This window comes from Clostridiales bacterium (assembly GCA_017569285.1).
Classification (GTDB): Bacteria; Bacillota; Clostridia; order Christensenellales; family Aristaeellaceae; genus Aristaeella.
The window spans coordinates 936,578-956,403 of record CP069419.1; the positions used below are offsets into that span (position 1 = coordinate 936,578).

Here is a 19,826-nt window from a genome sequence, read left to right on the forward strand (position 1 = left end):
GCGGGGTGTGGAACGGGATCTCCTCTACAGCCAGCACTGTTTTCAACGGCATCAAGACTACGATCTCCGGGGTGTGGACTTCCATCAAGACCGGAGCGGAAACCGCATGGAATTCTTTCACCACCTGGATCAGCGGCGTATGGACGGGCATCAGCAGCAAAGCCACAGAGGTGTGGAACGGCGTCACTTCGTTCTTCTCCACTACCTGGAATAACATCAAGAGCGGGGCCACGACCGGATGGAACAACATCAAATCCGGTATCGAAGGCACCTGGAACACGCTAAAGAGCAATGCCTCCACTGCCTGGACCAACATCACGAACGCGGTGTCCACCGCCATCACCAACGCGAAGGCTGGCATCGTGAACGGCTGGACCAACATCAAGAACGGCGTGAAAGGCGCGTGGGACAGTGTCCTGGGCGTGATCAAAAGCCCCATCGAATCAGCAAAGACATGGTTGCAGGAGAAAGTCAACTACTTCAAGGGCCTGTTCAACTTCCAGTGGAAGCTGCCGGAGTTCAAGCTGCCGCGCATCAGCGTCACCTGGAACGACATTGGCTGGGGTATCAAGCTGCCGAAGCTGTCAGTCTCCTGGAACGCGCTGGGCGGGATTTTCGATAAGCCCACCATCCTGGGCAGCGCTGCCGGGCTGCAGGGCGTTGGCGAGGCTGGAGCTGAAGCCATCCTGCCGCTGGACACCCTGTGGTCAGAGATGTCCGCAAGGCTGAAGGCGGGCATGATTGATGTGATGTCCGGCTTCATGGGCGAACGCTCTACTGAGAATATGGAATCCCTGCTGCGCGATCTGATCGACGCGGTACGCGCCAACAATGGCGAGACTGAAACCGTACCTGCCGTGAACGTGGAAAACATGGTCATGGCCAATGATATGGACGCGCAGTCCCTCGCCGCCGAGATCAGCGCCATGACGCGCAGGCGGCAGCACGGGTACGGCTATTGACGGAGGTGATCAATACGCATCCTTATTTTCTGTGGAACGGGGTAAGCTCTGAGAACTACGGTATTATGGTCTCTGAGTATCCCGCGATCTCCCGCCCGAAAGAGCGCGTGAGCCAGATCACTATTCCGGGCCGGTCCGGTGTGCTGATGCTGCCGGAGAACGGCCTGCCAGTCTATGAACCAGTGCTGAGAGCGGCGCAGTGCTGGGTCAGGCCGGATGCCGACATCGACGCTATCTGTGCGTGGCTCCAGGGCTCGGGCAGCGTGGTGTTCGGAAACGAGCCGGACCGCTCCTATGACGCCCGGATCATCAACCAGATCGATTTCAGCAAAATCCTCCGTGGGCGGGGTTTCAGGAGCTTCGCTGTGCCTTTCCAGTGCCAGCCCTATAAGCGCCTGAACCCGCCTGCGGAAGATATCACCCTGACAGCCAGCGGTATGACGATACACAATCCGGGTACAGTCCCGGCATGGCCGAAGTTCACCCTGTACGGGAGCGGAACGATTACGCTGATTACTTACAGTGGCGCGGTCGTTTTGAGCGGTATCGGCAACGGCATCGTGCTGGACTGGGAGGCGCAGGAGTGTACCAGCCTGGATGGCGGCCAGCTGCTGAACGACAAGGTGGACGGCGATCCGCAGTACCTTCCGCCCGGGGATAGCGTTATTAGTTGGACTGGTACAGTGGCAAGGCTGGTAGTGACGCCGAATTGGCGGTATCTGTAAAGAATCTATACGATCACTATTTCATATTGACAAAAAAGCTCCTATATGGTAGAATTTCAAAGTACTACTATGTAGGAGTTGTTGTTATGGTAACGAACGGTGGATTCCTGGTCACAAAGATCAAACAGCTTGGCGACCGCATTTTTGAAAAGGTGCTGGCCGAAAAAGGCATTGACGCCTTTAACGGCCCGCAGGGACGGATTCTGTATGTCCTCTGGCAACAGGACGGTGTGCCGATCAAAACAGTTTCCGACACATGCGGCCTTGCCATTACTTCTCTTACCACGATGCTTGAGCGTATGGAGCGGCAGGGGCTGATCCGCAGAGAGTCGGACAGCCGGGACAAGCGCAAAACGCTGCTCTTCCTGACGGATAAGGCGAGGACGCTGCAGGTGGATTATGATGCCGTTTCCAATCAGATGGGCGCGCTGTACTACAAGGACTTCACGGAGGATGAAATCCGGCAGTTCGAGGCTTGCCTGCAGCGGATACAACGGAATCTGGAGGAGAAGCTGAAATCATGAGCGTATGCATCAAGGATCTGATCCAGAACATGAACCTGGTGATCGGCTGCGCGGTTGGCTGTCCGTACTGTTATGCCCGGAACAACGTGAAGCGGTATCACATGATCGACGACTTTTCACAGCCGGAATTCTTTCCCGGAAAGCTGCGGATGATGGACAAGCCGCGCCCACAGAACTTCCTGCTGACAGGTATGAGTGACCTGGCGGGCTGGAAACTGGAGTGGCGCGAGGAGGTATTCGCAAAGATTCGGGATAATCCCCGGCATCAGTTCCTGTTTCTCAGCAAACGCCCCGATCTGCTGGATATCAGTACGGATCTGGACAATGCCTGGTTCGGCGTTACGGTCACCCGAAAAGCGGAGCTTTGGCGCATCGAAGCGCTTCGGGAAAAAATAAAGGCAAAACATTATCACGTGACCTTCGAACCGTTGTTCGATGACCCCGGCACGGTCAACCTGTCTGGTATCGGCTGGATTGTCGTCGGCACCATGACCGGAGCTCAGAGTCGGAAGGTTCACACTGAGCCCGCGTGGGCATATTCCCTGACGGAACAGGCGCACAGCCATCACATACCTGTCTTCTGGAAAGAGGATCTCGTTCCGATCATGGGCGAAGAACAGATGATCCAGGAGCTGCCGGAGGCATTCAATCACGTACTGGAGGAACAGAGAGCATGGAACAGCCGGAAATCAAAGTAGGATTTGTCCAGACGAAGAGCATCATGACCAAGTCGAATGGGCCGCTGGGCGGGTATTCGGTCAACCCGTATGTGGGCTGTCCCCATGCCTGCAAATACTGCTATGCCAGCTTTATGAAGCGGTTTACCGGGCATACCGAGGATTGGGGCACCTTCATGGATGTGAAGGAATGGCCCGCCATCACCAATCCGCAGAAATATGCCGGGCAGAAGGTGATCGTCGGCACGGTGACCGACGGATATAACCCGTTGGAGGAGAAGTTCGGAAAGACCCGCCTTCTTCTGGAACAGCTGAAGGACAGCGGCGCGGATATCCTGATCTGCACCAAATCCGATCTCGTCCTGCGGGATATGGATCTGCTGACGGAGATCAACAAGCGGAACCGGCTGACGGTTTCATGGTCGGTGAACACGCTGGATGAAAATTTCAAAAACGATATGGACGCGGCGGTCAGCATCGAAAGACGTCTCGCGGCTATGAAGCAGGTCTACGACGCGGGCATCCGGACGGTATGCTTCATTTCGCCGGTATTTCCCGGGATCACGGACATTGAGGCGATCTTCGAACGGGCGAAGGATCAGTGCGACCTGGTCTGGCTGGAGAACCTGAACCTGCGCGGCGGATTCAAGAAGACGATCATGGACTATATCGCGGCGAAGTATCCGCATCTGATGCCGCTGTATGAGGAGATCTACGGAAAGCGGAATCGCGGCTATTTTGAAGCCCTCGAAAAGAAAGCCGAAGAGATGGCTCACAGATACGGCTGCCGCTTCGTGGATAATGAAACGCCCTACGAGCGCGTACCGCAGGGGCATCCGACCATCGTGGACTACTTCTATCATGAAGAGGTTCGAGGCTCCCAGAATACGGGAGTTCGAAATAAGAAGGAGGAAAACTGACATGGCAAACTTCAGCAAGTGGAACGCAAAGCAGGACCCGAGAACCGAACTGCACGACGTACTGGGACTGACCGGCGCGGAGATCAGCATCAACAACCTTCCCGCAGGCGCGGGTGTGCCTTTCGTACACACCCATAAGAAGAATGAGGAAATCTACATCATCCTGTCCGGCAAGGGCAGCGCTGTACTCGACGGCGAAAAAGTTGATTTTGCCGCCGGAGATGTGATCAGGGTAGCGCCCGCAGTGAAGCGGCAGTTCAGCGCCGCCGCCGATTCACCTGTCAGCTGGGCCTGTATTCAGGTTCGGGAGAATTCCCTCGAAGAGTATACTGCCGGGGATGCTGTCATCGGATAAGACAGGATCACAGTCAACGAGAGTTTCATGGTAGAAACGTTACGATGTGGATTGTGGTATTTTGCATGCTGTTCAATGGCGGAACCATTCCCTGGTACATGTGCATGAAGAATTATGGCATGATGGACAACATGGCTGGCCTGATCCTAAGTGGCAGTCTCCCCGTATATAATGTGATACTGATGATGAATTTTTTCAGAAACTTTCCGAAGGATGTCGAGGAGGCTGCCATAATGGATGGCGCAGGAAAATGGCGGACTCTTTTCCAAATTGTTGTTCCCTGCTCCAAATCCGTTATCGCTACAATTACCCTGTTCGTCAGTATTTACTATTGGAATGAATACTTTCAGGGGCTTGTGCTTTCCAATTCAGAATCACATTATCCACTGCAAACCTACATCCGCCAGATTGTTGTCAGTATCCCGATGGGAGTAAATCTGACAACGGAACAAATGATTAAGATGAACCAGCTGTCCAACAAGTCCCTGAATGCGGCGAAAGTATTTATTACGATTATTCCCATGCTCGCGGTTGATCCGTTTATTCAGAAATACTTCGTAACGGGGATTATGATCGGTTCTGTTAAGGAATAAAAGGGAGGCATGTCATGAGTCACTGGGTTTTAGAAGAAAAAAACGGCTCTCTGGCAAAGATCACTTTTGCAGATGACCCATTCCGCATGAACTGGGTAAATGAGCCTCATCTCTGGGGAGAGATGGCTGCACCCAATGGCATCTCCTGCACCTCTGCTCGAACTATCCTTCAGGATGATACGCTTGAGGAAACCTATATCTTTACGAACGAATCGCAGGAAACCATTTTCTGTGATGCGGGTAGCGTGTCCATTTCGCTTCCGCTGAATGATAATTATTTGGCTGCGGATATCTGCCTGCCCCAGCGCTGCCATGCTCATGTCTGGTGCGGCGGAGAAGTCTCCTGGGTGCTTGCGATTCGAATGGGCGGCCAAGCTCCACATTTGGGAATGATTCTCACACAGGGATCTTTGGAAAGCTACAGCATCCAGCGCAGTTTAACGGAAAGTCACTGTGTCAGCAATACGCGAGGGGTCATTTTGCTTCATCCAAAAGAGTTTTCTCTGGCTCCTGAAGAAAAAAAGATCCTTCGGTGGAGGCTGTTTCGCCATGAGGGAATAGAAGACTGGAAGCGCATTCTGAAAGCATACTTTGGTTCGCTTTACATCACTTCCGAGCAATGGGTCGCTTTTCATTACGATAAAGTAAAATGGAACGGAGGATTCGTGGACACTAGCCGAACGGGAGAGATTTGTCAAACGTTCCAGTCAAACGGAAAATCAACCACTGCTTGCTGGCGAATCATGCCGCCTGCAACTGAGTTGCTGCGCCGCCGGGCCCAGTTTATTGTAGAAAAGCAACAGTGTATGGATACTTCCTCCCATTTATGCGGGGCATATCTGATTTACGATAATGAAACAAACAAGCTGTGCTACAGTCATGACATTCCTGATCATAACAGCGCAAGAGAACGTTTGGGGATGGGTGCTTTAGTCGCTTTGGCCTGTCGGTATTTCCACGATGCTGCATTGGAGAAGAGTCTCTGGAATTACGCAGATTTTATTCTCAGGGAAATCTATGAAGAAAAAATCCATACTGTCTATGACGATGCTGGCTATATGGAAGAAAGACACCGCCTGTATAACGAAGCATGGGTCGCTGTGTTCTTTATGGAACTATTCCGAGTTACTCATGAACCTGTATGGATAAAACGGGCCGCTGATGTAATGGAAAACTATTATGATCGTGGTGGTGACAGATTCTATGCCATTGGCATTCCCATGACTAGTATTGTTGCGCTGCTAAAAGAAGCCGGCATGACTGACCGTGCAGAAGACATGCGGCACCTGTTTATCCATCATGCAGAGAAAATCGCAGACATTGGAATTCATTATCCTACAAGCGAAGTGGATTATGAGCAGAGTATCGTCGCACCTGCAGTGAACATGCTGCTAATGGGTTATCAGCTCAGTGGAAAGCAGGCATTACTTTCTGCAGCAAGGGAACAGATGAAACTTTTGATACTATTCCAGGGAATGCAGCCTGATTATCATTTCAACGAGGTGGCGATCAGACACTGGGATGGATACTGGTTTGGAAAACGGCATATGCTGGGAGATACTTTTCCGCATTATTGGAGCAGCCTCAGCGGCTTGGCATTCGAACGTTATGGGCATATTACCGGTGAAAAGGAATGGCTGGTCAGGGCAGAAAAAAATCTTAGAGGAAGCCTTCCTCTCTTCTTTGAGGATGGAAGTGCAAGCTGTGCCATGGTTTATCCCAGAAGTGTAAACGGGGTCACCGCTCATTTCTACGACCCGTGGGCCAATGATCAAGATTGGGGCCTATACTATTATTTTCAAAGAGAATAAGCAGTGAATTACCCCAACTTGCGGGGGTATTTTTTGCGGAAATCGCTTTTCTCTTCCGAGTTTTCTTGCCAACAGGTGTCCCGATAAGCTGGAAGTTGTCAGTTCAAATGGGTCTTGTAACAGAGATAATTTCCGATGCATTCAAGTCCACATTCCTTCGCAACTTTTTCATATTCCTCATCGCAAAAAAACGTCATCACGTTGCCCTTTCGATGCTTGGCATCAGACAACGCCGCCTGCAGTAATTCCTTAAACACTTCCGCATCATAATGTAAGGCACAGATAGTGTATAATTATCACATTTATTCTCAATCCATGTAAGTTTATCTGTCCTGACTATTCTACACGTGCTATTAATATAGTCGCTTTCTTCGCCTCTTTGATTAAACATGGCGGAACAATAAGGGAATAAATCTCCATTTTTAACACTTTTCAAATCTGGCATGTCTGAATTATTTAGCCGTATTTCCAGAATGTTACTTTTATCTGGTGACACCGAAATTGCAATCAAATTTGGTGAGTCATCAGATAATACCCACTTCAAATAATCATCTTTTGCGATTGCAACAGAATCCTTCACATCCAGGGGGATGCCCACACATTTGTTAATGTATGAAACTGGTAAAAACAGTTCAATACAATGCTTGAGATTTGGTACAGCATTTACCGCATTTCGTTACCCTGGCGGCCCAAGGGCGCATCGCCGCCCAACACCGGGACGGTGTTTCCGCGTTTGGCCATATGCCAACCGGAACCGGGCCCGGTTTGTGGCGAGCACATGCGCCCACAGGCCGGGGGGAGGGGCGGGCGAAAAGCACGGGCAGTGCGGGCGGAGCAGCCGAGCTACCGAAGTGAGCGGGACCCGGCCGGCGGGCCGTTTGCGGCGCAGGCGCCGAAGGGGCTCCGGGGCCCCACGGCGACTATTGCGCCGCACCGGAAAGCCGGAGAGGGGCTCCGAGGAAGCGAGGCCCGCCCGTGCGCCCGTGCCTGAGCCGGCGGAGAGAGACTCCGACGAGGGAGCGAATGCCTTCTAGGGCGAAGCGACAGGACTCGCAGAGGAGGCGCACGCGATAGCTGGCGGGAGGCGAAGCGGCGGTGCGCAGACCGGCGGCGAAAAAAGCCCGGAGGAGAAGCGGGCGAACCGCCGACGACCGCCATTGGCGGGAGTTTCGTCGGCGGTGAGGTCAACCGAGACAGAGCGGCGGCAGCCGTAATGCCGCCGCGACAATCGAGGTTGCGGAAAGCCGAACTACCGACGCGAGCGGGACCCGGCCGCGCCGAACATGCGGAACACAAGCCGAAGGGGCTCCGGGGCCCCACGGCGCAGATGGGCCGCACAGACGGCGCGGAGAGGGGCTCCGAGGAAGTGAGGCCCGCGCCGACTACCGGGCCGCGCCGCCGGGCAAGAGAGCCTGCGCCACGACGGGCACCGCCAGCGGCTAGCGTGCAGACGACCTGCGGTCCTGGAGCGAGCCCTGACAGGAGCGACCGAGGAGGCGGCGGCGCGACAGCCGGCGAAGCTGTGTATGGATCCAAGCTCCTGCGGGTCATGCGAATCGCAGCGCTGGCGACATAGCAGCATGACAATACAAGATTGGAAAAGGACACAAGCAGGGCCTACGGGCGCACAGCCGCCCAATGCCGGGGCGGTTTCCGCGTTTGGCAGAATGCCAATGCGGAACCGGAGCCGGATTGTGGCCAGGCTATGCGACCGCAGGCCCGGGGGATGCGGACAGAGCTGCACCCGGAGATCAGATTGGAAAAGGCGTCAGGTTTGTGCGGGAGCCGGCGAGCGGAGCGGAGCGCAGCGCAGCGAGCCCTGAAGTCTTCCTGTTATGCTCCTGATCATGCTCATCAGGGAAATACCCGGAATCGTTATGAATCAATCATCGTGGCAGAGTCATTCGAAAAAAGGCCCTGTTAATCATCTGTTAGCAGGTATTATCCGGGCATATCGGTACCTATCCTGGCTGACAGTATGCTGACAGTAAAATGACAATGGTTTGGAACTACTGTCAGCTCCGGAGCCTTTGAAATATAAGGGCCTTTCCGGATTCACTGACAGTACTGACACTTTTTCCAATTCCTTTACCCACAGTTTTATAATCATCACCATATATTTGATTTTCGGATTCTTGCTGAGAAGTTCAAAAAACTGTCAGAAGTGTCAGCCGATTCGCGTCCAACCCTTGTGTTTATTGCATTCTGTCGGCTGACAGTCTCCTGACAGAACTGACAGTTTATCAGAAGAAACCGTATTCCGCATTCGTTTCCGCATTGAGCATCAGATTCCGGTAGTATGTTCCGGATTCCTTGTGGACTGTCATCCCCGCATAAGAGGTGCCCAGGTGAGAGGCCAGAATGTCCCGGAATTCCTTGGCTGTTTTCGCATATCCGTTGTTGTTATCAGCACACCATTGCCGATATGCCCGGTAGATCTGGCTGACAGTCATATTACTGCGCTTATTTCCTGTACACTCGCACATGCATTCTTCATAGAACCCAACGACCGTACTGTTGTCCTTTATGTATTCCTGCCGAGCGGCTTTCACGCTTTCCGGCTCAGAAAAGCGATAGCCATTCCGCAGAACTTCCTGGAGGGCGCGGACCGCTTTATACAGGATCCCCTCCCGCTCTTCATACAGTTTGTCCACCAGGTTTTTGTCCTGTTTCTCTTTCGGAATGGTGTTAGGACAGCGGACGATCATAATCCGGTCATAGACCCATTTGCCATCATCCCCGCCGAACTTCGGAGGACGGTTCATACAGAACCACAGAAGACCGTTATAGGTATACTCAAAACCATGCTGGCCTTTGAATTCCGCAAAGAGGCTGTCTCCGCCGGTGATCATCTTGAACGTCTTCAGCTCCGCCATGGTCATGAAGCTCATGTCTGAACTGCCGGCGAGGCGCTTGTCGTATATCATCCCGGTACCGAAACGCGCCTCAATCTGCTGCAGGTCGATTCCGATGAAGTTCCCACGGCCGAGGATCTTCTCCACCAGGCTCTTCAGAACCGATTTGCCGCAGTCCCCGTCGCCGACCAGGAACAGAGCTTTCTTCATCCGCCAGCCTTTTACATTGGACACACAGGCCCCAATGAATTCCAGCAGAAGCTGTTTAACTTCCGGATCCCCGTTTGTGAGCGTATCCATATACCGATCAAAAATGGGTGTGGGGATATCTTCCCCGGACCAGTCACAGGGAATCTGGATGGTCGAATTTAAATCCGGGGAATGCGGAAAAAGCATCAGCTTATCCGGAGTGACCTGCAGAATACCATTCCGGAAATTGATCAGGCTTTCATCCGCGTTCAAATCATCCTGGGCGACGTAGTTCAGGTCGGTGGTGAGCAGGCTGTACACTTCGTTGATCTTATTCATGGTGATCAGTTTCTCGTTATATTCCGCCACCGGCGCTTTGATGATCCCAAGCATCATTTCCCTGGAATACAGGCTGTAGCATCCGTTCTCATACACAAAGACCAGTGTTCCCTGCCGGCTGCTGTCCCGGACCAGGATATACGGAACGGTCTCCCGGATATACTTTGCAAGCAGCGGCGCGTCCAGGACCGCTTCCCCTTTCTTTGTGAACACAATGAAAGATGGATGATCCATCACGGACGGATGGAAAGAGCCGGTGCAGGATTCGATTGCTTTCCGGATCGTATCCCTGCGGTAATCCGGCCGGGACAGCCATTTTTCCCGGCAGAGGGCTGAAGCATTGAATATCGCTTCGATCAGGGCCGGATTGTTGCCGGCCCGGTATGCGATAATGCTGCACAGAGCCAGGTCCGCCTCGGAGGCGGAATTGTAACCAGATATATCCCCTTTATCATAAAGCTTTGAGAACTTGGCGCCGTTCTTCTGCCGCTGCAGGGACGCAACCACATCAAAGGCCGCAGCCTCAATTTCCTCCGCCGTCATCTCCGGAGTATTCTCCTCCGCCTGAACAGGGGCAGCCGGCAGATCCGTCTTCATTTCCTTTTCCAGCGTCAGGAGAACAGCATTCGTGCAGTCCCCGACCGGAATATCCCGGATCGGCATATCAGAAAAGGTCGCATACCGGTTTGTGAGCCCGCCGATGTACAGCTCCATCCCGTTATGGGGATTCTTCGTGTAGTACCCGGGAGCCAAGATGCGCTTCCCATCCTCATCTACAGCCGTCGGAATGCGGGACAGGTCACACTTCCCGATAATGTGAACCCCTCCGCCGCTGACGGATACTTCCGCATAGGACGAAAACCGCGCCAGCAGTTCCTGCACGAGCGGATCATCCTGCGTCCGGTGGTCCACGTCCAGGAGAAAGTACCCTTTCGGAATCACAAAACCGATGCCGCTGTACCTCTTATCCTTCGCGGCTTTCTTTGCCGCGTCATACAGGACCCATTGCCGGCGGAATTTCCGGGTGGTTCCGGTCCGATAGCCGGTAACGGAGTACGGAACCTTCGCGTTCTCCCTGCCATTACTGTTTTCATATCGCCAGATGAGCCAGATCGGCTGATTCCTGAGTTCCTTCATAGGTATGCATTCCTCCATTGGTTCATGATTCGGGTAGCGGCAAAACCGGCAACTGTCATATAAGCGGCTGCAGCGGGCGCCGGAGCGCTGTCAGCCCATCTGGTCGATGACGGTCCCCATGCCGGTCACATTGCGGTCCATCCAGGCTTCCAGCTGCTTCCTGGGCACCAGCACGCGCCTGCCGATATGCAGAGTCGGGAAATCCGCCCGGCGGCTCAACTGGTACGCGATCTGGCGGGAAACTCCCAGCAGCTTTCCGGCTTCCTCCACAGAGAGGGTCAGTTTCTCGGTCATGTTTTTTACCTTCCTTCTGCCGGTTTTCCCGGCTTAATATTTATTTGTGCCAAACACTTGCATTTGGCACAATGTTATGATAATATGTTTGTGTGCCATTGTCAAGATTATGGCACGGCATTGTCAAAATGAACCATTATTGAAGGAGGGAAAGCAGTATGGCACGGACAGCAGAAAAGCCCAAGGAAGGAATGGGAGCCCGGGTTGAAAGGGAGAGAATCAAAAGAGGATGGTCTCAGGAGGATCTGGCGGCAAGGCTGAACACCACAAGGAGTTCGATTAAAAACAAGGAACTGGGTGAACGACCGTTCTCACTGGATGAAGCAAAGATCCTGTGTGAAGCGTTCCATGTGACGCTGGACTATCTGGTAAACGGAAATGAGACGGAGAACGTCCCGGTCAGCGAAATCCTCGGACTGAGCGATGAAGCAATCTACAGCCTGCGGTATATCAATGAAAGGGCGCACAGCAGGCTGAAGGGCCTGGATATGGCGCTTTCCTCCCCTGCGCTGCTGATCGCGCTCTCCAGGTATATGACCTATACCCCGGCGGATAAAGGCTATTACCTGTCAGAAAGCGGTTCCTATGAGCGCGGTAAATTGATCGAATGCCGGATGAGCCAGGAATTGTTTGGAGATGTGCTGAAGCAGAACATTCTGCATATGGCCGAAAATGCAAAGGCCGGCAATTATAACGCCACACGATACTTCGAAGCATATGAGGATTTTGCCTTTGATGATGAGCTCAATGCCAAGCTAGCTGAGCCTTCAGAACCGGATTATGACAGGGGGAAAGGAAATGCCGAGAAAGAGTAATACCCGGGGCGCTCAAGGCGACGGAACGATCCGGAAGCGGAAAGACGGCCGCTGGGAGGCCCGATTTACGCTGGGCGTCGATCCGGGATCCGGAAAGCAGCTTCAGAAATCCGTGTACGGGAAATCTCAGGATGAAGTCAGGAAAAAGCTGAAGGAAATCACGACCGACGTTGACCGGGGAATCTATATGGAACCGACAAAAATGACTGTCGGCCAGTGGCTGGATATCTGGATCGCCGAATACAATTCTGATATAAAAGACACGACGAAGCACCAGTATCAGTACCAGATCAACACGCATCTGAAGCCGGGGATCGGGATGGTGAAACTGCAGGAGCTGACGGCAGTCGTGCTCCAGAAGTTCATCAACAGCCGCAGCAAGCCCTTTGTCATCACCCAGCTCTCGAAGAGTGGAAAACCGATTAAAGTTAAGAAGAACGGCCTCTCCGCCAAATCCATCCACAACATGCACAGCGTACTCCATGAGGCGCTGGTAAAGGCAATGAAGCTGGGATATATCCGGGTCAATGTCTGTGACGCCATCACTCTTCCGCGGGCGCAGAAGGTGGATATGCATCCCATTACCGGAGCGAACGTCAAAAAGTTCCTGGCAGCCATCAAAGGCGACCCGTATGAGGATCTGTACTACGTAACGATGTTCACCGGCCTCCGGGAGGGAGAAGTGCTGGGGCTCACCTGGGACTGTATTGACTTCGGAAAGTCCACGATGAAGATATACCGGCAGCTGCAGCGGGATCGGCACCGCAACGGCCCGTATAAGTTTACCCCGCTGAAGAACAGCAAGACCAGATCCTTCATGATCCCGGACAATGTGAAGGCTGTATTGCTGAAAGTGAAACGGGAGCAGGCGGAAAAGCGGCTCCAGTGCGGCAGCCGCTGGGAGAACGATGAAGGCTATGTCTTTACCAATGACTCCGGCCATTTCCTGATGTACAGCACGGTATATGCGCGCTTCAAGCAGTATGTGAAGAGAATCGGCATACCGGAGACCCGGTTCCATGATCTGCGGCACACCTACGCCACGCTTGCGCTCCAGCAGGGTGTAGACGTAAAGACGGTTTCAGAGAACCTGGGCCATGCGACAGTGGCTTTCACACTGGATGTATATGGTCATGTTACAGAGGAAATGCAGAAGAAAAGTGCCAGCCTCATGCAGGCATATCTGGAGGCGCTGTAAGGCGATTTTGATGACCCTTTTTGACCCTTATTTTGACCCTTTACAGATTGTTATCGACGTATATCTCCAAGTAATCCGTTGTCATGAACGATGGATAGCAATTTCCTGAAGTCCTTGTAAATCAACGCTCAAAGCCACTCAACGATATTCGATGACACACCCTGGAATATGGGTTTTAGATATTTTTCGAGATTCGAATCCCGTCGGAGCTGCTTTTTTTATGCCATGCAAATCATCGTTTGCAGGTTTTTTTTATTTCATCAAATATCATTTTCCATGCATCCCCTGTGCGATGGATTTCCCTTCATATACCGGGATCTGTGCATCATAAAAATATTCAAAAAAACCTTGACCTTTCACTGAACTGCAATGATACCCTTCATCTGCAGGAACGAAAGAACACCCGTTATTCAGTGAGGAGGTATGGAGAATGTTCAGATGGAAGTGCAGAAAAAGGGAGCGGAGTCTGGAGGAAATCATCCGCATTCGGGAGATCCTGGAGGAAGCACGCATGAAGTATCGAATTTATTGCAGTGGCCGGTCTCTGGCAGGTCACTTCATGTTTCCTGCCTATGAGAACCATGCTGAAATCCGGTTCCGGTGAAACCGGTCATTTGGCAGCAGTCCGGATACGGGAGTCTTTTTCGCGCCCGGCCGGTCTTTCGGAGGAAGAGACCGTTCCCGGGCTGCCTGCCGGTGATGAAAGGAGAGAATTGCTTTATGGATGCCCCGTTTCTCAGAAGTCCTGCTGTTACGCAGGTTAACGACCACATCTGGCTGATGGATGACAATCAGGAAGCCACCTGGTTTGTCGTCGCCGGAAAAGAAAAAGCAATGGTGATCGACACCTCCATCGGTATGTCGGCGATCCGCGCGGAGGCGGCAAAGGTCACAAACCTTCCCGCCATCTGTGTCAATACCCACGGCCACGGCGATCACATGGGCGGCAACTGGAGCTTTGACAAGGCATACATGCATCCGGCCGACCTGCCGCTGGCCGAGGAAACCATCAACTATCCGGAGCTGAAAAACGCGCTGGAGCAGTTCGGTCTGGGCTTCCCGCCCTTTGAGACGGTGGAGGACGGCCAGGTTTTCGACCTGGGCGGTCTGGTAATCGAGGCAATCCACTTCCCGGGGCATACCCCCGGCGAAATCGTCCTGCTGGACCGGCAGGACAGGATCCTGTTCTCAGGTGACGGCATCCTGGAGCACCTGTGGCTGCAGCTGGAGGAATCCCTGCCGGTGGAAACGCAGATCGCCAGTATGGAAAAGCTCCTGCCCCTGCGGGACCAGTTCGACACCATCCTGCACGGCCACTGCCACAATCCCCGCAGCGCAAAGCTGTTTGACGCCCTGCTCGCCGCCCTCCGGGACCTGGCTGCCGGAAATACGGCCGGGGATGTGGATTATCCGTGGCATGGCTATATCAGCCGGGCGTATCCCTATGCGTATGAGGATGAACCCCGGTGCTTCATCGTCCATAAATGATTCCGTTATGCTAAAAAGCCGTCTCCTGCCGGAGGCGGCTTTTTGATATGCTGTTTTCGTCAGTCCGCGGTGTTCCCCGCCGCGGCGGAGATTTTCTGCTCAAAGCGGTTTTTCGCGTTATGCTCCGGTATGGCCGTCGGATACTTTCCGACAAAGCACGCGCTGCAGCACGGGCGTCCGCCGTTCAGCTCCGGCAGCCGTTCTGCCGGGAAGAACCCCAGCGAGTCCGCCCCGATAATCTCCGCGATCTCCGGCACAGTATGTTTGCAGGCGATCAGGTTCTCCTGGGAATCGATATCCGTCCCGTAATAGCACGGATACAGGAACGGCGGTGCGGAAATCCGCATATGGATTTCCTTTGCGCCGGCTTCCCGCAGCAGCCGTACAATCCGCCCGCTGGTCGTGCCGCGCACAATGGAGTCGTCCACCAGCACCACCCGTTTGCCGCGCACGGTATTCTCCACCGCGGACAGCTTGATCTTCACCTGGTCCAGCCGGTGGTCCGGCGCGATGAATGTCCGGCCGATATACTTGTTCTTGATCAGGCCGATCTCATATGGAATACCGGATTCCATGCTGAAACCCAGCGCCGCGTCCAGTCCGGAATCCGGCACACCGATCACGACGTCCGCCTCTGCCGGATGGGTTTTCGCCAGGATCCGTCCGGCCAGCACCCGCGCGTCATGGACGGATATTCCCTCAATCACCGAGTCCGGCCGGGCAAAGTAGATATACTCAAAGACGCACATGCGCCTTTCCTTCCTGCCGCAGTGTTCCCGCCGGGACTGGATTCCATCCTCGCTGAATACCAGGATTTCACCCGGTTCCACATCCCGGATCACTTCCCCGCCCACCGCGCGGATCGCGCAGCTTTCGGAGGCGATCACATACATGCCGTCCGGTGTCTTTCCGTAGCACAGAGGCCGGAATCCGTTCGGATCCCGGGCGCAGATCAGCTTCCGGGGCGACATCAGGATCAGGGAATATGCGCCGTCCAGCGTGTTCATCGCCCGGCTGAGGGCTTCCTCGATGGAAGGTGCCGTCAGCCGTTCCCGTGTCACAATATACGCGATGGTCTCCGTATCGCTGGTCGTATGGAAAATCGCACCGGTCAGCTCCAGGCCGCTCCGCAGCTCCGCCGCGTTGGACAGGTTCCCGTTGTGTGCGATGGCCATCCGGCCCTTCTGATGGTTCACTTCTATCGGCTGGCAGTTGTTCCGGTTGGTGGAGCCGGTGGTCCCGTACCGGGTATGCGCCACCGCCATCTTCCCTTTCGGGAAAGCTGAAAGCTCCTCGCCCGTAAACACCTCGTGCACCAGGCCGAGGTCCTTGTGGGAGTGGAACAGCCCGTCTTCGTTCACCACAATTCCGCAGCTTTCCTGTCCCCGGTGCTGCAGTGCGTACAGGCCGTAGTAGCAGATGCCCGCCACGTCCGTTTCCTGCTCGCTGTATACGCCGAAAACCCCGCATTCCTCATGAACTGCCATGTTTCCGCCTTCTGCTTCCCGGTTTCCCGGTTTTTTATTCTGCCCTGCCTGCAGATGCCAGATACAGGTTTACTTCCCCGGCTGCCGCCCGGCCGTCCGCCAGGGCCCGCACCACCAGGGACTGCCCGGTCCGCATATCGCCTGCGGAGAACAGGTTCCCCGCCAGGTGATGGCTTCCGTCCCCGGGCATCATGCGGCCGCGGGTGTCCGGGTTTGCGTGGAATGCGCCGGCAGTCTTTGCCTCGCATCCGGTAAAGCCGGCTGCGATCAGCAGCAGCTCGCACGGGATTTCCTGCTCCGTGCCGGGTACATTCTCGAATCCCTTTTCACCCCGGCGCACTTTTACGATCACCACCGCGCGGATATGTCCGGCGTCATCGGTTTTGATCTCTTTGATGGTCGTTTCAAAAATCCTGGGATCCGTCCCCTGCTTCCAGGCGGCTTCCAGCTGGCCGTAATCGGTCCGCAGGGTTCGCGGCCATTCCGGCCACGGATTGTTGGCCGGCCGGGTTCCCGGTGCCGGGGGCATCAGCTCCAGCTCTGTCACCTGGGCGCATCCCTGCCGCAGCACGGAACCGACGCAGTCATTGCCCGTATCGCCGCCGCCGACCACCACCACGTGTTTCCCTTTGGCGCTCATGGAGGATTCCCGTTTTTCCAGCAGGGAGCGGGTGGTTTCCGTCAGGTAATCCACCGCGAAATGCACGCCCTCCGCGTCACTGTCTGTCACCCCAAGTCCGCGGGGTGTCCGCGCGCCGCAGGAGAGAAGCACCGCGTCATATTCCGCAAGAATCGCGCCATCCGGTTCCGTGTTCAGCAGGAAACGTATGCCCTCCTGCTCCATCAGGCGGATCCGGCGCTCCACGATCTCCTTCGGCAGTTTCATGTTCGGGATCCCGTACATCAGCAGTCCGCCCGGCCGGTCCGACCGCTCGATGACCGTCACGGTATGCCCGCTGCGGTTCAGCAGGTCCGCCGCTGCCAGGCCGGAAGGCCCGCTGCCGACCACAGCAATGGTTTTCCCGGTACGCACAGCGGGAATCCTCGGCCGGATCCAGCCGTTGGCAAACGCGGCTTCGATCAGGTACAGCTCATTGTCCCGGTTCGTCACCCCGTTATCCGCCAGGTTGCAGGCCTTCTCGCACAGGGCGGGGCACACCCGACCGGTGAATTCGGGGAACGGGGCAGTCATCAGCAGACGGCCGAAGGCTTCCCGCTCAAATCCGTCCTCCAGCAGGATGTTCCACTCGGGAATCAGGTTGTGCAGCGGGCATCCGAAATCCGACTGGCAGAACGGCACACCGCAGTTCATGCAGCGGGATGCCTGCCGGCAGCGGATCTCCTGCCCCTGTGCCGTATGCAGGTCTTCAAAGTCCAGCACCCGTTCTGCCTCAGGGCGCAGCGGATTCTCGCACCGCGTATATTCCAGAAAACCGGCTGTGTTTCCCATATCCATGCTCCTTTCGCGGATGAACTCCGGCGAAATAAAAAACAAGGCATGGGATTGTGTTCCAAAACACCCTTGCCTTGTTGGAGGCATCATACCACCGCGGAAAACCGCCGTCAATGACCGCATTGTTTTTTGCGTGTTTTCCGGGTTGACAAATCCGGCAGGTCCGGGTAGAATGCCCGCAACCGGTGAGGCGCAAGGGTGTGCAAAAACACCCTGGCGCCTTTTTCTTTTGCCGGGGTGCCGGAATTCTACACACGGAAAGGATCGTGATCTGAATGACATTCTCTCCCGCAAACACTATCTGGGTGCTGCTCGGTGCGGCATTGGTCTTCTTCATGCAGGCAGGCTTTGCCATGTGCGAAGCCGGCTTTACCCGAGCCAAGAATACCGGCAATATCCTGATGAAAAACCTGATGGACTTCTGTATCGGTACTCCCCTCTACTGGCTCTTCGGCTACGGCATCATGTTCGGCGCGGGCACAGCGCTGTTCGGCTGGATTGATCCCTTCATCATGGGAGATTACAGCCATATTCTCCCGGCGGGCGTTCCGCTGTGGGCATTCGCGATTTTCCAGACGGTCTTCTGTGCCACCTCGGCAACCATCGTTTCCGGTGCCATGGCCGAGCGCACGAAGTTCTCCGCCTACTGCATCTACTCCGCCGCGATTTCCCTGTTCATCTATCCGGTCTCCGGCCACTGGATCTGGGGCGGCGGCTGGCTGGCGGAAATGGGCTTCCATGACTTTGCCGGTTCCACGGCTGTTCACATGGTCGGCGGTGTCTGCGCACTCATCGGTGCGAAGATCCTGGGGCCGCGGCTTGGAAAGTACGGGCCGGACGGGAAGCCGAAGGCGTTCCTTGGACATAACCTGTCCATCGCGGCCCTGGGCGTCTTTATCCTGTGGTTCTGCTGGTTCGGCTTCAACGGTGCCTCCACCGTCGGCATGGACAGCGATGAACTGATCGCATCGGCCAGCCTCGTCTTCTTCAACACCAACCTGGCCGCTGCGCTGGCTACCTTCGCCGCAATGGCCTTCACCTGGATCCGTTACGGCAAGCCGGATGTCTCCATGACCTTCAACGCCGCCCTGGCCGGCCTGGTCGGCATCACTGCCGGCTGCGACGCCGTCAATCCCTTCGGTGCGGCGGTTATCGGCCTGGTCTGCGGCATTGTCGTGGTCCTCTCCGTGGAACTGTTCGACAAGGTGATCAAAATCGATGACCCGGTCGGCGCTATCTCCGTGCACGGCGTATGCGGTGCTCTCGGCACCATCCTCACCGGTTTCTTCGCCACCGGTGTTTCCACCATGAAGGGTGTCTTCTACGGCGGCGGTTTCCGGTTCCTGGGTGTCCAGGCGCTGGGTGTCCTGGCCACCATTGCCTGGACCGGTACGGTGATCGCCATCGTGTTTGTCCTGATCAAAAAGACAATCGGCCTGCGGGCGGATGCTGCAGACGAGATCATCGGTATGGACCGTTCTGAGCACGGCCTGCCGACGGCCTATGCCGGCTTTGCCCTCATGCCGGATGACAGTGTTCCCGCCGGCATGCTGCCGGTGGCTGCTCCGGCTGCCGCAGCCGCTGCCGATATGGCTGTGACGGCGCCCGCCGCAGCTGCGGAACGTCCCGCTGTTCCGGCTTACACCCGCGTGCAGATCATCTGCCGCCCCTCTGCCCTCGAAGGCCTGAAGACCGCTATGAACCGGATCGGCATCACCGGCATGACCGTCACCAATGTCATGGGCTACGGCATGCAGAAGGGCAAGCCCGAGTACTACCGCGGCATTCCAGTCGAAGCCACCCTGCTGCCAAAGGTACAGGTGGATATCGTGGTCAGCAGCATCCCGGTCCGCACCGTGGTGGATACTGCCCGCAGTGCGCTGCACACCGGCCATATCGGGGACGGCAAGATCTTCGTCCAGGTGGTCGACAATGTCATCCGCGTCCGGACCGGCGAGGAGGGCTTCGATGCCCTGCAGCAGGCCGATGAATAACCGGACCGAT

Annotated in this window: 16 protein-coding genes; 12 read left to right on the forward strand and 4 right to left on the reverse strand. The window is 55.2% G+C overall.

What is annotated here, in order from left to right:
* Nucleotides 1–5 precede the first annotated feature (5 nt).
* The 8 genes from JNO48_04090 (at nucleotide 6) to JNO48_04125 (ending at nucleotide 6,567) form a co-directional block, all read left to right on the forward strand.
* Complete coding sequence (locus JNO48_04090) at nucleotides 6–962, forward strand: hypothetical protein (GenBank protein QTE69088.1); 957 nt, start codon at nucleotides 6–8, stop codon at nucleotides 960–962.
* 65 nt (nucleotides 963–1,027) lie between these two features.
* On the forward strand, nucleotides 1,028–1,687 hold the full coding sequence (locus JNO48_04095; protein ID QTE69089.1) for a hypothetical protein: 660 nt from the start codon (nucleotides 1,028–1,030) through the stop codon (nucleotides 1,685–1,687).
* A gap of 86 nt (nucleotides 1,688–1,773) precedes the next feature.
* Nucleotides 1,774–2,211: a radical SAM mobile pair system MarR family transcriptional regulator gene (locus tag JNO48_04100; GenBank protein ID QTE69090.1), complete on the forward strand. Its 438-nt coding sequence runs from the start codon at nucleotides 1,774–1,776 to the stop codon at nucleotides 2,209–2,211.
* Nucleotides 2,208–2,909, forward strand: a complete 702-nt coding sequence (locus JNO48_04105) for a radical SAM mobile pair protein A (protein QTE69091.1) — start codon at nucleotides 2,208–2,210, stop codon at nucleotides 2,907–2,909. Before JNO48_04100 ends, JNO48_04105 begins: the two co-directional genes overlap by 4 nt.
* Nucleotides 2,885–3,808 (forward strand): radical SAM mobile pair protein B, encoded by a 924-nt coding sequence (locus JNO48_04110; protein ID QTE69092.1) that lies wholly within the window; start codon nucleotides 2,885–2,887, stop codon nucleotides 3,806–3,808. Before JNO48_04105 ends, JNO48_04110 begins: the two co-directional genes overlap by 25 nt.
* Before the next feature lies 1 nt (nucleotide 3,809).
* The gene (locus tag JNO48_04115) at nucleotides 3,810–4,163 is read left to right on the forward strand and encodes a cupin domain-containing protein (protein ID QTE69093.1); all 354 of its coding nucleotides are present in this window, start codon (nucleotides 3,810–3,812) and stop codon (nucleotides 4,161–4,163) included.
* Nucleotides 4,164–4,207: 44 nt separating this feature from the next.
* The gene (locus JNO48_04120; GenBank protein QTE69094.1) at nucleotides 4,208–4,756 is read left to right on the forward strand and encodes a carbohydrate ABC transporter permease; all 549 of its coding nucleotides are present in this window, start codon (nucleotides 4,208–4,210) and stop codon (nucleotides 4,754–4,756) included.
* 14 nt (nucleotides 4,757–4,770) lie between these two features.
* Entirely contained in the window at nucleotides 4,771–6,567 is a 1,797-nt protein-coding gene (locus JNO48_04125; GenBank protein QTE69095.1) for a hypothetical protein, read from the forward strand.
* Nucleotides 6,568–8,810: 2,243 nt separating this feature from the next.
* On the opposite strand, the gene JNO48_04130 is transcribed toward JNO48_04125, so the two are convergent.
* Together JNO48_04130 and JNO48_04135 are read right to left on the reverse strand one after the other, a co-directional pair.
* Nucleotides 8,811–11,087 (reverse strand): hypothetical protein, encoded by a 2,277-nt coding sequence (locus tag JNO48_04130; GenBank protein QTE69096.1) that lies wholly within the window; start codon nucleotides 11,085–11,087, stop codon nucleotides 8,811–8,813.
* Between the two features lie 90 nt (nucleotides 11,088–11,177).
* Nucleotides 11,178–11,381, reverse strand: coding sequence for a helix-turn-helix domain-containing protein (locus JNO48_04135; protein ID QTE69097.1), 204 nt, complete (start codon nucleotides 11,379–11,381; stop codon nucleotides 11,178–11,180).
* A 158-nt stretch (nucleotides 11,382–11,539) separates the two neighbouring features.
* On the opposite strand from JNO48_04135, the gene JNO48_04140 reads away from it, so the two are divergent.
* From JNO48_04140 to JNO48_04150, 3 genes are all read left to right on the forward strand, one after another.
* Nucleotides 11,540–12,196, forward strand: a complete 657-nt coding sequence (locus JNO48_04140) for a helix-turn-helix transcriptional regulator (GenBank protein ID QTE69098.1) — start codon at nucleotides 11,540–11,542, stop codon at nucleotides 12,194–12,196.
* The gene (locus JNO48_04145; protein ID QTE69099.1) at nucleotides 12,180–13,394 is read left to right on the forward strand and encodes a site-specific integrase; all 1,215 of its coding nucleotides are present in this window, start codon (nucleotides 12,180–12,182) and stop codon (nucleotides 13,392–13,394) included. Before JNO48_04140 ends, JNO48_04145 begins: the two co-directional genes overlap by 17 nt.
* A gap of 720 nt (nucleotides 13,395–14,114) precedes the next feature.
* Nucleotides 14,115–14,882, forward strand: coding sequence for an MBL fold metallo-hydrolase (locus JNO48_04150; protein QTE69100.1), 768 nt, complete (start codon nucleotides 14,115–14,117; stop codon nucleotides 14,880–14,882).
* A 59-nt stretch (nucleotides 14,883–14,941) separates the two neighbouring features.
* Here the strand turns inward: JNO48_04150 and JNO48_04155 are convergent, their stop codons facing one another.
* Both JNO48_04155 and JNO48_04160 read right to left on the reverse strand, forming a co-directional pair.
* Nucleotides 14,942–16,369 (reverse strand): amidophosphoribosyltransferase, encoded by a 1,428-nt coding sequence (locus JNO48_04155; GenBank protein QTE69101.1) that lies wholly within the window; start codon nucleotides 16,367–16,369, stop codon nucleotides 14,942–14,944.
* A 34-nt stretch (nucleotides 16,370–16,403) separates the two neighbouring features.
* On the reverse strand, nucleotides 16,404–17,819 hold the full coding sequence (locus JNO48_04160) for a glutamate synthase subunit beta (protein QTE69102.1): 1,416 nt from the start codon (nucleotides 17,817–17,819) through the stop codon (nucleotides 16,404–16,406).
* Nucleotides 17,820–18,097: 278 nt separating this feature from the next.
* Between JNO48_04160 and amt the strand changes: the two genes are divergently transcribed.
* Complete coding sequence (amt, locus tag JNO48_04165) at nucleotides 18,098–19,816, forward strand: ammonium transporter (GenBank protein ID QTE69103.1); 1,719 nt, start codon at nucleotides 18,098–18,100, stop codon at nucleotides 19,814–19,816.
* Nucleotides 19,817–19,826 lie beyond the last annotated feature (10 nt).